We start from the raw sequence: 13343 nt of genomic DNA on the forward strand, positions 1-13343 counted from the left end.
GTCATGATCAGGCGGCTTCTGGGGAGGGGCCGTGGGATGGGGAGAGTGTGCCGGTGGCTGACACCACACAATCGACGACTCGGTCGTGTCCGCAGTGCGGGTCCGAGATCCGGGCGGACAGCCGGTTCACCGTCTGGTGCGCCGGCTGCGACTGGAATGTGGACCCGGGGCGACCGGAGGACGAGCAGGGGCGGCTGGAGAGGGCACGGCGGACACTGGCCCGCCGTTACGGCGAGCAGTTGCTGGCCGAGGTGACATCCGGCAGGACGTTACGACCGAGGCGTGATGCCTCCGCGGTCCTCGCCTACGCGATCGCGTTCGCCGTGCATGGTGTGACCGTCGTCCTGCTCGGGGCCGGGGTCTGGTGCCTGGTGGCCGGTTGGGGCGGTACGGGGATGGTGATGGGAGTGCTGTTCCTGGTGCTGGCGTGGGTGCTCAGGCCGCGGCTGAGGCGGTTGTCCGTACAAGGCCCGCTACTGCGTCGTGCCGACGCTCCCGAGCTGTACGCGCTGATCGACGATGTCGCCCGCGTGGTCGGCACCACCGGCGTGGACGCGGTCGCGATCGACACCGACGCCAACGCGAGCGTCACGACGTACGGCGTGCGCGGTCGCCGCCTGCTGACGTTGGGGCTCTCCCTGTGGCAGGCCCTCACTCCGCAGCAGCGCATCGCCCTGCTGGGCCACGAGCTCGGCCACTTCAGCAACGGGGACACCCGCCATGGGCTCGTCGTGGGTACCGCGTACCGCTCCTTGATCACCTGGCGCTACGTTCTCGCCCCGATCGCGCGGCCGTCCCTTCCCGAGATGGCCGTGAACCTCCTCTATCTCGTGCCTCGCTGTCTGGTCCAGGGCGTACTGAAGCTGTTGGACCAGCTGACGCTGCGCGCCACCCAGCGCGCCGAATACCTCGCCGACTCCGCGGCGGCTCGCGCCGGTTCCACCGAGGCGGCCGTGGCGCTCATGGACCGGCTCCTGGTCTCCGACTCGGCTGTCACCGCCCTGCAGCGCGAGGCCAATACGGCCCGCGCGAGCCGGCGCGGGACCGGACGGCCCGAGGACCGGGCGGAGGGGCTGTGGGAGCGCCTGTCCGCGCACATGGAATCGATCCCTCAGCACGAGTACGAGCGCCGGCGTCGGGCCGGCGTCCTGAGAGGACACGCCGTCGACGCGACCCACCCACCGACACATCTGCGACGCGAACACCTGCTGGTCAGCGCTCCCGTGCCGGCGGCGGTGGTGGCAGACGCCGACCGGGAACTCCGTATCACCGCGGAACTCGCCGATGCCCGCGGCTCGCTGGCACGGCAGATCGTCCAGCACGGGCTTACCGAGTAGGTAGCGTCCGACGGCCCCTGCTCTGCCGACGCGATACTCGTTTTCCGGCCGCTGACGGTGCGTGGCAGCATGCCGTCATGTCGACCAGCGAAGCCCCCGCCGCAGGGGCCGAGGCAGCTCGGGAACTGCATGAGATCGCCCATGGGTGGGTCGACGGCCGGCGAGGCGACCCCGCGCTTTTGATCGAGGCTGCTCTGCGCGCCCTGATCGCCGGCGTCGACGCACCGTCGCTGCTGCACCTGGCCGCGTTGACGAGCTTCGAGCACGATCAGGCCTCGGAGCTGTTCGGCCAGGTGATCGACGAGCTCGGTTTCGGGTTCCACCCACCCGAGGACTACTGGGAGGGCCGGCTGGCGCTCGCCCGCTGGTGGGCTTCCGAGATCGTCGGCGGGTGGCTCGACCCCGTGGACGGTGCCGCGCTCATTTTCGAGGACGTCGCGGAGGCCTACGGGCGGTGCGAGGAATTGAATCCCCTGATCGACACAGTGATGGGGCATGGGGAGGGTGGCGGGCGGCAGCTGTCACCGGACGGGATCACCGCGCGCCTGACCCGGGCCGCCCGGGAACTCCTGGACCGTATCCCGCCGCCGTCCGCCCCTCGTCGGAGCACGACGGCGCCCACCGTTCTCGGGCCCTGACCAGGAGGAGGTCAGTCCGGCGTGCCCCGTAGGACAGCAACGCGATCGGGGCGGCCAAGTGCTCCCGACCGGATCCAGCGCCCGGCGTCCTCCGCCCCGATGGCCTGCAAGTGCTCGCGCTGTCCTGGCGGGGCGTGGCTGTCGCGGTATGTGTCGCACCGGCCGTCGCCGTCGTCCGCGAAGAGAAACCTGTACGCGTAGAGCCGGCCGTCGTGATGCCACTCGTGCCGCACCACGGGCATGCGGAGGATGCCCTCGAACCAGTCGGCCGAGAGCGCCGCAAGCGTCCGGGGGGTGCCGGTGGCGTCCAGTGCCAGCCTGGTTCGCGGCTGCGGCAGGTAGTAGAAGTGCTCGTTGAGGTGGTCTCCGCGGACCGTGGAGCCTGTGAGGTGCAGGCCGATGATCGGAGGCCATCCGTTCGGCCCGTCGCCAAGGCCCACGCAGACCACGAGCGACGAGTCGTCCTCGGGCCGTCCCACCCAGCTGACAGCTGGTTGGACCTTCCATGCCTCGGCGCGTTCGCGTAGCGCCGTCACGAAGACACGCTCGGTCCGGTCGAGCTCGGACTCGGTCTCTGGGTCATCGCTCACGAACCACGGGTCTGCCGACATGTCGACACCGTATGTCCCACGCGGAAACGTGGTCGCGCGGACCCGCGTTCACCTGCGAGGGTGTCCGTCATGAACGCTGATCCGGACGGCCCGGCCCGCCATCACGATCCGGGGAAGTGGCTGGTGCAGTTCGCCGACCGCATCCTGGTGGTCTGCCCGCGGTGCGACGGCCGTTGTCTCGTCGTGCCCAGGCCGGGGCTGCCCGCGTACAAGTACTTCAGCGAGCTGTTGTTCCAGCCGCGCCGCCTGTCCTGTTCGGGGTGTGGTGCCACGGACGACTGGGAGCCCGGAATGCGGGGCACCGGGCTGGTCGGCGCGGTGATGGGTGGGACAGAGGATCCGTTCTTCCGGCGGCCGCTGTGGCTGCAGACCCGGTGCGCGGGAAACGTCCTGTGGGCGTACAACGAGGCGCACCTGAGCGAACTGGCCGCCTACACCGGTGCCCGGCTGCGCGAGCGCGGCCTGGCCCGTCCGACGATGGCGATGTTCGCGCGGCTGCCGGTGTGGATGAAACGGGCCGAGAACCGCGACAAGGTCTTGGCCGGCCTGGAGAGGCTCCACACCCTGGCCGGGCAGTCGGCCCCGGAAAACCGGTCCGACGCGGCACACGAGCGCGGCGACCTCCCGCGGGAGCACCGCAGCGTGTATTTCCGTGGCGGTGCGTACTGATTTCCGCTCCGGGCATTCCGGAAACATCGGGCGGTGAGGTGTCGCGAGTACCGGACCCGGGTGCTGCGCGGCGCCACCGGGCGTCGGCGCGTGCGTCTCGGCGTACGGCTGGCGCGTTAAACAGTGGGCAGGTCATGGTGGCGTCCCTCATGATCGACGCTTATGGCAACACTCCTCTTCCCACCCCGCCTCACGGCCTCCGCCGAATCCGTCCGCGAGGCCGCCCGGCAGCGTGGATTGCACACCGTGCAGCTGCCCACCTTCGCCGTGCCCGACGGCCTGCGCGCCGATCATGTCCACGCCGGGCCCTCCTTCGTGGACGCCGTTGCCCCGGCACTCGGCATCGCGGCGCTGGAGGCGCCCGCCTCCTGGCTGGCCGACCTGCCGCGCGCGTACACCCGTCGCGACATCCGCGCCATGCCGATCGCCCGGGCCTACGCCCTGCGCCGCCCGGTCTTCGTCAAGTCCCCCAATGACAAGAACATACGCGCCATGGTCTACGCCGACGGCTCCCGGCTTCCCGGGCCCGACGCAGTGGACTCGCGGACACCGGTACTCGTCAGTGACGTGGTGGAGTTCACCGCCGAATACCGCCTTCACATCCTCGACGGCGCCGTGCACACCGGCAGCCGCTACGCCGAGGCCGGCCACCTGTCCCCCGGCCCGCTCAGCGCCGACGCGGAAGCCTTCGGCAACGACCTCCTGTCGGCGTACGGGCACACCCTCCCCAGCGCCATCGTCGTCGACGTCGGAACGACCGGCGGAGCATGGGCGGTGATCGAGGCCAACGCCGCCTGGGCCAGTGGCCTCTACACCGCCGACCCCGATCGGGCCCTCGATGTCATCCTGCGGGCCGCGGCACCCGCCCACCGCGTCGCCGAAGCGGACCAGCCCTTCATCCGTGAACCGGCAGCGCCGACCGTCCACTAGTTACTGCTAGTCGCCGCTAGTTGCTGCTGATCGTGGGAATCGGGCGCGGGGAGGCGACCGGGTCGAAGTGGAAGACCTGCCCCGCGCCCCCGGTGGCACAGGGCAGTTGCAGCACTGGCGACCACTGCTGCTTCGAGCCGCCGGGCACCGACAGGCATGCCCCCGTGTGCAGCGGCATGACGCGGTACCCGCCCGCCGGCGTGCCCTCCCGCCGTAATCGGAAGTTCTCCGCCGTGCCGCGGTGACCGCAGTAGTCGTCCATCATCTGCGCGCCGCCCTTGGAACTGCCGTTCCCCACGCCCAGGCACCCGTACCCGAAGACCGGGTGCAGGCTGCGGATCCGGTACGTCCCGCCGTCCGTCTCTTCCAGCGCGTACGTGGGGATGCTGCTGCGGCAGTCCGCCTGGTAGACGTTCCCCGTGCCCTGGCCGTCGCGCTCGGACAGGCACAGCGAGGAGACGGCCGAACGGATGCGGTACGTACCGGGTGCGAGAGCGGGCGGCCCACTGGAGCTCGTTGCGTCTACCGCCGTGCCGTGGCCGCCGCCCGTCCTCCCTGCCGTGAGGTACGTGCCGCCGCCGACCAAACCCAGCAGCATCAGCAGGACGCCCAGCGCCCGCCCGTACCGGCCGATGCGGCGCGACGGCTCTCGTGGTGGAGGCGGGTCCTGTTGCCGTGAGGCGATCCGCTCCCGTGCCGCCAGCCACTCCTGTACGTGTTCCTCCTGCCCGCACGCGCGGACGAACGCCGCCAGCAGCTCCGCTCGTGGCAGGGCGTCCTGCCGCAGCACATCGGCGAGCGTACTGCGCGGCAGAACGTCACCGCACTCGGCAGCACGCGCCTCCAGCTGCCGGAAGGTCAGGCCTGCCGCTTCCTTCAACTGCCTCAGCCGCGCCACGAACTCGGCGGCATCGCGCGCTGCGTTCGGGTCCGGCTCCCCCTGGCTCCCCATCCCCACATGGTTGCCGCGGGCATGCCATCGGGCAACCTTTCTGTCCGGACCGGCGCCGGACAGCGGTCCGACCAGGCCGGACAGCCGACGCCCCGTCCCGGACGGCTCGGGCCGTTGCCCCCAGGGCGAGCCACGCCACAGGCTGCGAGCTACTCAGGTTCGTCCAGAGGGACTCGCGAAAGGCAGGCCTGTGAAGACTTCACGCGCACTGGCGGTCACCGTGCCGCTGCTGGCCACCGTCACCTTCATGACCGCGACACCGGCCTCCGCCGCCTCGTACAGCGGAGGAAACGCCTACGCCCGCGGCGGCACCGGCAACGTGACCTCCGCCTATCGCGGAGACGGGATCTACGAGCTGACGATGCACCAGCCCCTCGTCAGCGATATGAAAGGGAAGGACGGCTGGCGCCCGGTTCTGCATGTCATCTACAAGGACTACATCGCGGGGAACCCCCGGACGGAGAGGACCCTCGCGATCGGTGACGACAACGGTGAAACCGCCTACGCCCGACCGGAGTCGATCGCCACGAAGTTCGTGAAATCCGTGAAGTTCGAGGTCTGCGCGACCAAGGGTTACGCCAGGAAGTGCACGACCCTCCGCAAGAGCTGACCCGCTCCGCCGCGGGGCGTCACGCCTGGCGGGTCGGCAGGACCATCACCTGGCGCAGGTTCACGTGCCGGGGGCGGCTGGTGACGAAGCCGATGACGTCGGCGATCTCGTCGGACGACAGCGAGCCGACCGCCTCCTGCAGTCCTCGCAGCTCCTCGGCGAGTGCCGCGTTGTCCATGTGCCCGCCAAGCTCCGTGTCGGTCATGCCCGGCTCGATGTTGGTGATGCGGACGTCCCGCGGGCCGAGCTCGGTGCGCAGCATCGCCGACAGGTGTGTGAGTGCCGCCTTGGTGGCGCTGTAGACCGCGTAGTTGGGGAACGTCAGGTGGGCGGCGATCGACGAGACGTTGACCAGGTCGGCGGAACGGCCGTCCGCGGCCGCGGCGACGAGGTCGGCGGTGAAGGCGCGGATGACGCGCAGGGCGCCGGTGATGTTGGTGTCGATCATCCGGGTCCACTCGTCGACGCGGCCGTTGTCGATCGGGTTCGGCAGCATGACGCCGGCGTTGTTGACGACGAGGTCGGCGGGGCCGTACGCCTCGTGGACCGCGGCGACCGCCGCGTCGACGGAGGCCTGGTCGGTGACGTCCACGGGGACGACCAGGGCCTGGCCTCCATCGGCGACGATCTTCGTGGCCAGCTCCTCGAGCCGGTCGCGGCGGCGGGACAGCAGCACGACACGGGCGCCGTTGGCGGCCAGCAGGCGAGCGGTGGCCTCACCCATGCCGCTGGCGGCTCCGGTGACGACCGCGGTACGTCCGGCGAGGGTGGCGTAGTTCATGGGGGGACTCCTGTACGGCGGGGGGGGATGGCTGGTCGCCGCCGGGATGGCCGGCGACGAGATCCACCTTGCGGTCCGCGCGCCCGGACAACCAGGAGGGCGGTTGTACTGGTGGTGCCACCACCAGGCAGGTGGTGGCTCCGTCCCAGCGGTTCAGGAGAGCCAGTCGGCGTAGTGGGTGGGGGCGAGGTGGGCGTCCTTGTCGGTGAGGACGTCACCCTTGACGACGGCGAACATGCCGGCGGTGCGGTCGGTGACGACGGTACGGTTGTCACCCTTGCGGGACAGGGTGATCCGGCCCAGCTCGTCCAGGGGGAAGATCTCGGGGCCGGCGATATTGCGAATGCCGTTCAGCGGGGTGCCCGCGGCGACCTCGGCCACCGCGTCGGCCACGTCCTTGGAGGCGATCGGCTGGATCGGGGTAGCGGGCAACCGGACAGTCTGGTCATCGGCGGTCCAGGACATGACGCTGCCCATGAACTCCATGAACTGCGTCGCCCGGACGATCGAGTAGGGGATCGGCCCGGCCGCGAGGATCTCCTCCTGAAGCGCCTTGGCCCGGTAGTAATCCAGCTCCGGCACCTGGTCCACGCCGACGATCGAGAGGATGACGAAATGGCCGACGCCGCCTTTGCCGGCCGCGGCCAGAAGGTTGTCCATCGAGGTCTGGAAGAAGGCCCGTGAGGCGTCGTCGAAGGTCGGCGAATTCGTCAGGTTGACCACGACGTCGACTCCCGCCACCGCCTCGTCCAGTCCCTGGCCGGTGATGACGTCGACTCCGGTGGACTGCGAGTGCGGTACCGCCTCGTGCCCGGCGGCGTTCAGGTTTCTGACGACCTGGGACCCGATCAGGCCGGTGCCGCCGATGACCGCGAACTTCATGGTGCACCCTTTCACCAGGAGATACATCCGTAATACGGCAGATAATCCCATACGGGTGTGGAGTGTGAGGCCAGGATCGTGCCTCGGGCGTGACGTGTTGCCCGCCCGGGCCCCGCGGCGATCGCCTTCCGCTCGTCGTGCCACCGGCTGGGAGAGTGAGCCGCCGTGGCCGGGGACGAAACCGATCGTTTTCCAGATCGGCCAGGGATTCCTCTGTATTCCTCTGTATTCCTCTCGACGAATAGGGTTCACCGTGCGTTGTGCGTGTCCTCGGATCCGGTGGAATGTCGTTGTCGCCGGTATCACCTCGGTCGGCCTGCTGGGCCTGCTCACCACTCCGGCCGCCCCCGCGTCCCCCGACCACCGCAGGATCTCCGACTGCCTGGGAAAGGAGGACGGCTACGACCAGGGCCTCCTGCGGAACAACAGGGAATGGGCGCGGTCCGAGAACCGCCGCCTGGGATCCGCCAGGTACGCGACATGCCGTTTCGTCATCACGCACAGGGCCCGGTACGTGGACCTCGGCCAGAGAGCCGTGTCGGACACCTACGGCGCCTGCGACGGCCCCGCGTGGAGTGTCGAACTGCTGGTCAACGAGTCCGTGGCCAGGTCGAGGGCGATCTCGCGGGAGAGGGAGAGGCTCAAGAAGCGGGAGCGGTCGATCGAAAGGAATGTCTCGGGCCTGATCTCGGCGGCCATCGCGGACGTGCTGGACATCAGCCTCCTCGGCGACGACGTCACCGTGGCCCGTCTGGAAGGCGAGGAACACACACGGCGGCATGGTGAGACCACGGAGTGGAGCGACACCAGGACTCAGGAGAAGAAGAGCATCGTCAGCATTCCCGAGGGGAAGAAGGTGTATCTCCAGTCCGCTCCATGGCTTCGGAAGAGCTCCGGCTACCTGGAGATGAGCTACTGGGAGGGCGAGGCCGGCGGCCGTGCCAGGACCGTGAAGAAGATCGACCTGACGACCCATACTCCGATCCTGAGGGCGGACAAGAAGCCGCGCATGGACTACCAGACACGGTGGATGGCATGTCCCGCGAAGAAGGCGAAGAAGACGGAGAAAGTGGAGAAGCCGGCGCCGGAGCCCACGCCTGAGGCTACGTAGTGGTCACATACCGGTCGCGCACCGGTCGACCGCGGGCAGCCCCGGTACGTCACCCGGTAGGTCAGGCCGGCAGGGAGGTGCGCAGGCGGTCGATGGCGCGGAGGACCTCGTCCCGGTTCTTCGCGCTCTTGATCCATGCGGGCAGCCGGGCGATGAACGACATCTTCCGCCCCCGCTCGTACCAGGGCTCCCGCTCCCGCAGCGACGCCTGGACGAACTGCCGCAGCATCTCCAGGTGCTCCGGGTTGTAGGCCCAGACCGGGCCGTGCCGCGTCTCGGTCCGCAGCCACAGCGGGACCTGGAAGTAGGGGTCGGTCACCTCCCCGGGACCGCCGCGGAACACGATCGGCGTTCCGGGGTGCTGCCGTGACAGTCCGCAGCCTCGGCAGACGAGGTTCCGCCGACGGTAGAGCGTGGAGACCGCGTCGGGGGCCGCGGGCGCCGGCACGACGTGCGCGGCCCCCGCACACCGCGGACACCGCACGAGCACCGTCCCGACGAGCTCGTCCTTCTTGACCATCGGGTCCCGGAAACGGACGGGGCCGGAGGGCGGAGGCAGCGGCAGCGACAGCGGCGGGGAGACGTCGGGCGTGGTCATCCGTCCAGTATCGGTGCACCGTCCGCCCGGTCCGCGCGGTGGGCGTATCGACGTCACTCCCCACGTAACCTCTTCCTGTGCCCGCACCCCGCCTCCATCGCGTCGCCGTCCTTGTGCTCGAGGGTGCGAAGCCGCTCGACGTCGGAATTCCCGCACAGGTGTTCACGACCCGCGCGAGCATGCCGTACGAGGTGCGGGTGTGCGGCGCGACACCCGGTCTTGTCACCGGCGGCGACGGCCTCGCGTATCACGTCGCCCACGGCCTCGAAGCGCTCGCGTGGGCCGACATCGTCTTCGTCCCCGGCTACCGGTTCCCGGACCGCGACGATCCGCCGCGGGCCGTCGTCGACGCGCTGATCGCCGCCCATGAGCGGGGCGCGCGACTCGCCGCCATCTCGACGGGTGCCTTCGCGCTCGCCGCCACGGGTCTGCTCGACGGCAGGCGCGCCACGACGCACTGGCACTACACGCGGGCACTCGTGGCCAGGCATCCGCTCGTCCGGGTGGACGAGAACGTGTTGTTCGTCGACGAGGGCAGCGTGCTCACCTCGGCCGGTGCCGCCTCCGGCATCGACCTGTGCCTGCACATCCTGCGCGGCGACCTCGGAGTGGCCGCGTCCAACCACGCGGCCCGCCGCCTGGTCGCGGCCCCCTACCGCAGCGGCGGCCAGGCCCAGTACGTGCCGCGCGGCGTCCCCGAGCCGCTCGGCGAGCGGTTCGCCGAGACCCGCGAGTGGGCACTGCACCGGCTCGGCGAGCCCCTCACCCTCGACATACTGGCGCGGCAGGCGGGGGTCTCGGCGCGCACGTTCTCCCGGCGCTTCGTCGAGGAGACCGGCTACACGCCGATGCAGTGGGTGATGCGCGCCCGCATCGACCTGGCACGCGAACTGCTCGAGCGCTCGCAGCGCGGCGTCGAACAGATCGCCGCCGACACCGGGCTGGGCACCGGCGCGAACCTGCGCCTGCACTTCCAGCGCATCCTCGGCACCACACCGAGCGAGTACCGGCGCACCTTCGCCCGGGGCGAGTAACCCGCCCGGCGCCCCCATGGCGGGATCCTTTTGAACTGTGGCGATCTCGCCACTGTCCGGGACGCCGGCCGCGGGCGAGCCTGGTGTGGAAGGGAAGGGACACACTTATGACTCGCATCGCCATCAACGGATTCGGCCGCATCGGACGCAATGTGCTGCGCGCACTGCTCGAACGCGACAGCTCCCTCGAGATCGTCGCCGTCAACGACCTGACGGAGCCCGCCACGCTCGCCCGGCTGCTCGCCTTCGACAGCACCGCCGGCCGGCTCGGGCGTCCGGTGACCGTCGACGGGAACGTCCTCGTCGTCGACGGCCGTCGGATCACGGTGCTGGCCGAGCGCGAGCCGGCGCAGCTGCCGTGGGCCGAACTCGGCGTCGACATCGTCCTGGAGGCCACCGGCCGCTTCACCTCGGCCGAGGCCGCCCGGGCCCACCTCGACGCGGGCGCGAAGAAGGTGCTCGTCAGCGCACCGTCGGACGGCGCCGACGTGACGCTGGCGTTCGGGGTCAACACCGACGCCTACGACCCGGCCGTGCACACGATCGTCTCGAACGCCTCGTGCACCACCAACGCGCTCGCGCCTCTGGCAGCGGTGCTCGACGAACTCGCCGGTATCGAGCACGGGTTCATGACGACGGTGCACGCCTACACGCAGGAGCAGAACCTGCAGGACGGTCCGCACCGCGACGCCCGGCGCGCCCGGGCCGCCGGCGTCAACATCGTGCCGACCACGACGGGCGCCGCCAAGGCGATCGGCCTGGTGCTGCCGAACCTCGACGGCAAGCTGTCGGGTGACTCGATCCGCGTACCGGTGCCGGTGGGTTCGATCGTCGAACTCAACACGACCGTCGCCCGCGACGTGACACGCGACGACGTGCTGGCGGCGTACCGCGCCGCGGCGGAGGGACCGCTCGCCGGCGTCCTCGAGTACTCCGACGACCCGCTCGTGTCGTCCGACATCACGGGCAACCCCGCCTCGTCGATCTTCGACTCGGCCCTCACCCGCGTCGACGGCCGCCACGTCAAGGTGGTCGCGTGGTACGACAACGAGTGGGGCTTCTCGAACCGCGTGATCGACACGCTCGAGCTCCTCGCCACCCGCTGAGCGGACGCCGGGGGGGGGGCGCCCCGCCTCCGGCGGCCGCGCCGCCGCCCCTCGAATCCGGTCGGCTGTCGAACGTTGTCGCAGCGGCCAGTAGGCTGAAGACCGCCCGTCTCGCGGAGCGACCATGTCCACATCCGCCCGGATGCCCGCCGATCCGACGTCGAGCCACCGAGCCATCGCGAACCTGATCGCACGTTACGCCGAGCTCGGGGACGACGGCGATTTCGCGGGACTCGGCGTTCTCCTGGCTGACGCCACACTGGTCGGCGATGTGAGCCGCCATCTGCGCCAGGCTGCCGCACGGCGGTAGGCCTCCCCCGGGGCCCGCCGTTCGGCCGGGCGTCATGGCTGGTGCTGGAGCCAGTAGACGAGCAGGCTCATGAAGCCGGTGCCCGTGCCGTAGCAGATGCCGCGCAGCACCAGGCCGAGGGCGGCTCGCCGGCGTGCGGCGGTCCAGCGGGCGACACGGCGGGGGCCGCGGTGGAGCCGCCGCGCGAGGCGGCGCAGGCGGATGAGGCGCATGGTGGTGCCCTTCGTTGTCCGGGAGGGGGGTGTCGAGCGAGGAGCCCCTGGGCGACCTGTCGGCTTGGGGACCAAGGGTCGAAGGGTCGTGGGGAGAGGGCTCCTGCCGCTGTCCGGGTCAGTGGCGGTTGAAGTCCCGCAGTTGTTTGGCGAGGCGCCGGTCGGGCCGGCGGACGATGATGCAGTTGCCGGTGCCGTGGTCGGCGAGCCGGTCGACCTCCATCTCCAGAGTCCCGGTGGGGGCGGCGGCCTCGGAGCCGTGGGTGTGGACGTAGCGGGCGACGGCCTCGATGGATTCGATGAAGTCCTCGTCCAGCGGGGCGTCCGTGCGGGCGGGGGCGTGCATCACCTGGTGCCGCCAGTGGGCGGCTTCGCGGGCTTCGCCCAGGGAGAGGTGGTGCAGGTGGAGGCAGTATCCGGCGGCCCGGTGGCCGGCTCCGGCGGCCAGCTGCCACCAGAACTGGGCCGACTCCGGGTGGCCCGTCAGATACAGCAGGCAGGCGAAGACGACGGCCCCTTCGACGTCGAGGCTGTCCTCCTCCACGGGGGTGTCGGGCCCGTCCTGGACGAGGCTGTCGACGTGGTGCGCGGCATCGGGCTGGTTGAGGATCCACCGGGCCACGACGCCCAGGCGCTGCCCCGCCTGGGCAGCACGCACTATGTCGGGGGCGGGGTCGGGGGTGGCCCGGGCGGCGTCCGCGGCCAGGCGTCGCAGTGCGGCGCCGACATCGAAGCCGCGCCCGGGCGAGACCGGCACGGCGGCGTTGGCCAGGAGTTTGTCGATCGTCGAGATCACTGCCCTTGTCCCTTCCTGGGGGTGTCGGCGGGCAGCCCCAGCCGGATCCGCAGCCGTTCCTTGGCCTTGCGGCCGTGATAGTCGACGGTGCGTGGGTCCAGGCCCATGAACCGCGCGATGCGGGCGGTCGGGTAGCCCAGCAGGTGCTTGAGCACGATCACCGTGAACTGACGGGTGGGCAGCTCCAGGATCGCCTCGTACAGGCCCGAGTTCCCCTGGGCGATCTCCATCTCGCTGCGGATCGCCCGCAGGGTCTGGGCTATCGGTCCGGAGATCACGAACGCCGGCGGCCTCTCCTCCCGTTCCAGCCGTTCCCGCACGTGACGGCTCAGGACCGCCAGGGCGCGCTGGTCCAGGTCGGTGTCCTGCAGCAGGTCCTCCCAGCCGGCGAGGATCTCCAGGAACACCTGATGGACGGTCTCCTCGGCCTCGCGCCGGTTGCCGAGGTGGAGCTCGGCGAAGGAGTGGAAGAACTCCTGATGGCCCAGGTAGTACGCCTCGAAGTCCAGCGGCAGCGGCACCGGCTCGTGCAGCGGCTGCGGCTGCGGCTCCCCGGCGAAGGACGGTCCCCCGTACGAGTCCAGTAGGTGATCGTCGTTCACGCGGGCCTCCGGTCAGTGCTCATCGTGATCCTGTCGCTCGTCAAAGATCCGGCTCGACCCAACAGGGCGTTGCCCAGAGCTTGTTCGCTCCGATGTCCACGATGTCGAGAAGGACGCCCGCTCACTCAAAGCGACCGGCAAAAAATCACACAGTGATCACGATC

General features: G+C 70.3%; 17 protein-coding genes. 9 read left to right on the plus strand and 8 right to left on the minus strand.

Translation table 11 applies throughout. The annotated features are described in order from the left end of the window. Positions 1-53 precede the first annotated feature (53 nt). Together AC07BS_RS27225 and AC07BS_RS27230 are read left to right on the plus strand one after the other, a co-directional pair. Positions 54-1337 carry a M48 family metallopeptidase gene (locus AC07BS_RS27225; protein WP_478934781.1) on the plus strand — a complete coding sequence of 428 codons (1284 nt, stop codon included), beginning with the start codon at positions 54-56 and terminating at the stop codon, positions 1335-1337. A 77-nt stretch (positions 1338-1414) separates the two neighbouring features. Continuing rightward, positions 1415-1975, plus strand: coding sequence for a hypothetical protein (locus AC07BS_RS27230; RefSeq protein ID WP_478934782.1), 561 nt, complete (start codon positions 1415-1417; stop codon positions 1973-1975). Positions 1976-1986: 11 nt separating this feature from the next. Here AC07BS_RS27230 and AC07BS_RS27235 read toward each other — a convergent pair whose 3' ends face one another. Further along, on the minus strand, positions 1987-2586 hold the full coding sequence (locus tag AC07BS_RS27235) for a hypothetical protein (protein ID WP_478934783.1): 600 nt from the start codon (positions 2584-2586) through the stop codon (positions 1987-1989). Between the two features lie 69 nt (positions 2587-2655). On the opposite strand from AC07BS_RS27235, the gene AC07BS_RS27240 reads away from it, so the two are divergent. Beyond that, complete coding sequence (locus AC07BS_RS27240) at positions 2656-3255, plus strand: hypothetical protein (RefSeq protein WP_478934784.1); 600 nt, start codon at positions 2656-2658, stop codon at positions 3253-3255. Positions 3256-3417: 162 nt separating this feature from the next. Further along, positions 3418-4185 carry an ATP-grasp domain-containing protein gene (locus AC07BS_RS27245; protein WP_478934785.1) on the plus strand — a complete coding sequence of 256 codons (768 nt, stop codon included), beginning with the start codon at positions 3418-3420 and terminating at the stop codon, positions 4183-4185. Between the two features lie 16 nt (positions 4186-4201). On the opposite strand, the gene AC07BS_RS27250 is transcribed toward AC07BS_RS27245, so the two are convergent. Further along, entirely contained in the window at positions 4202-5137 is a 936-nt protein-coding gene (locus AC07BS_RS27250) for a helix-turn-helix domain-containing protein (RefSeq protein ID WP_478934786.1), read from the minus strand. A 190-nt stretch (positions 5138-5327) separates the two neighbouring features. On the opposite strand from AC07BS_RS27250, the gene AC07BS_RS27255 reads away from it, so the two are divergent. Further along, positions 5328-5747 carry a hypothetical protein gene (locus AC07BS_RS27255; protein ID WP_478934787.1) on the plus strand — a complete coding sequence of 140 codons (420 nt, stop codon included), beginning with the start codon at positions 5328-5330 and terminating at the stop codon, positions 5745-5747. Positions 5748-5766: 19 nt separating this feature from the next. Here AC07BS_RS27255 and AC07BS_RS27260 read toward each other — a convergent pair whose 3' ends face one another. Further along, complete coding sequence (locus AC07BS_RS27260; RefSeq protein WP_478934788.1) at positions 5767-6528, minus strand: SDR family oxidoreductase; 762 nt, start codon at positions 6526-6528, stop codon at positions 5767-5769. Between the two features lie 153 nt (positions 6529-6681). Next, positions 6682-7410, minus strand: coding sequence for an SDR family oxidoreductase (locus AC07BS_RS27265; RefSeq protein ID WP_478649710.1), 729 nt, complete (start codon positions 7408-7410; stop codon positions 6682-6684). Between AC07BS_RS27265 and AC07BS_RS27270 the strand changes: the two genes are divergently transcribed. Beyond that, entirely contained in the window at positions 7394-8521 is a 1128-nt protein-coding gene (locus AC07BS_RS27270; RefSeq protein WP_478934789.1) for a hypothetical protein, read from the plus strand. The genes AC07BS_RS27265 and AC07BS_RS27270 overlap by 17 nt on opposite strands. A 61-nt stretch (positions 8522-8582) precedes the next feature. Here the strand turns inward: AC07BS_RS27270 and AC07BS_RS27275 are convergent, their stop codons facing one another. Then, positions 8583-9119, minus strand: coding sequence for a hypothetical protein (locus tag AC07BS_RS27275; protein WP_478934790.1), 537 nt, complete (start codon positions 9117-9119; stop codon positions 8583-8585). Positions 9120-9196: 77 nt separating this feature from the next. On the opposite strand from AC07BS_RS27275, the gene AC07BS_RS27280 reads away from it, so the two are divergent. From AC07BS_RS27280 to AC07BS_RS27290, 3 genes are all read left to right on the plus strand, one after another. Further along, positions 9197-10153, plus strand: coding sequence for a GlxA family transcriptional regulator (locus tag AC07BS_RS27280; protein ID WP_478934791.1), 957 nt, complete (start codon positions 9197-9199; stop codon positions 10151-10153). A 107-nt stretch (positions 10154-10260) separates the two neighbouring features. After that, positions 10261-11259: a type I glyceraldehyde-3-phosphate dehydrogenase gene (gap, locus tag AC07BS_RS27285; protein ID WP_478649702.1), complete on the plus strand. Its 999-nt coding sequence runs from the start codon at positions 10261-10263 to the stop codon at positions 11257-11259. Positions 11260-11383: 124 nt separating this feature from the next. Continuing rightward, entirely contained in the window at positions 11384-11569 is a 186-nt protein-coding gene (locus AC07BS_RS27290; protein ID WP_478934792.1) for a hypothetical protein, read from the plus strand. A 32-nt stretch (positions 11570-11601) separates the two neighbouring features. Here AC07BS_RS27290 and AC07BS_RS27295 read toward each other — a convergent pair whose 3' ends face one another. The 3 genes from AC07BS_RS27295 to AC07BS_RS27305 form a co-directional block, all read right to left on the minus strand. Next, complete coding sequence (locus tag AC07BS_RS27295; protein WP_478934793.1) at positions 11602-11781, minus strand: hypothetical protein; 180 nt, start codon at positions 11779-11781, stop codon at positions 11602-11604. Positions 11782-11899: 118 nt separating this feature from the next. Then, positions 11900-12577, minus strand: a complete 678-nt coding sequence (locus tag AC07BS_RS27300; protein WP_478649696.1) for a hypothetical protein — start codon at positions 12575-12577, stop codon at positions 11900-11902. Beyond that, positions 12574-13179, minus strand: coding sequence for a sigma-70 family RNA polymerase sigma factor (locus AC07BS_RS27305; protein ID WP_478649694.1), 606 nt, complete (start codon positions 13177-13179; stop codon positions 12574-12576). The genes AC07BS_RS27300 and AC07BS_RS27305 overlap by 4 nt, the downstream gene beginning before the upstream one ends. Positions 13180-13343: the final 164 nt, after the last annotated feature.

The organism is Streptomyces sp. NPDC044063 (genome assembly GCF_056434285.1).

Bases quoted from the DNA above. Each gene is read 5' to 3' on its own strand.
- AC07BS_RS27230 (WP_478934782.1), top strand. From the start codon at position 1,415: ATGTCGACCAGCGAAGCCCCCGCCGCAGGGGCCGAGGCAGCTCGGGAA.
- AC07BS_RS27235 (WP_478934783.1), bottom strand. From the start codon at position 2,586: ATGTCGGCAGACCCGTGGTTCGTGAGCGATGACCCAGAGACCGAGTCC.
- AC07BS_RS27240 (WP_478934784.1), top strand. From the start codon at position 2,656: ATGAACGCTGATCCGGACGGCCCGGCCCGCCATCACGATCCGGGGAAG.
- AC07BS_RS27245 (WP_478934785.1), top strand. From the start codon at position 3,418: ATGGCAACACTCCTCTTCCCACCCCGCCTCACGGCCTCCGCCGAATCC.
- AC07BS_RS27250 (WP_478934786.1), bottom strand. From the start codon at position 5,137: ATGGGGAGCCAGGGGGAGCCGGACCCGAACGCAGCGCGCGATGCCGCC.
- AC07BS_RS27260 (WP_478934788.1), bottom strand. From the start codon at position 6,528: ATGAACTACGCCACCCTCGCCGGACGTACCGCGGTCGTCACCGGAGCC.
- AC07BS_RS27270 (WP_478934789.1), top strand. From the start codon at position 7,394: ATGACCGCGAACTTCATGGTGCACCCTTTCACCAGGAGATACATCCGT.
- AC07BS_RS27265 (WP_478649710.1), bottom strand. From the start codon at position 7,410: ATGAAGTTCGCGGTCATCGGCGGCACCGGCCTGATCGGGTCCCAGGTC.
- AC07BS_RS27275 (WP_478934790.1), bottom strand. From the start codon at position 9,119: ATGACCACGCCCGACGTCTCCCCGCCGCTGTCGCTGCCGCTGCCTCCG.
- gap (WP_478649702.1), top strand. From the start codon at position 10,261: ATGACTCGCATCGCCATCAACGGATTCGGCCGCATCGGACGCAATGTG.
- AC07BS_RS27290 (WP_478934792.1), top strand. From the start codon at position 11,384: ATGTCCACATCCGCCCGGATGCCCGCCGATCCGACGTCGAGCCACCGA.
- AC07BS_RS27295 (WP_478934793.1), bottom strand. From the start codon at position 11,781: ATGCGCCTCATCCGCCTGCGCCGCCTCGCGCGGCGGCTCCACCGCGGC.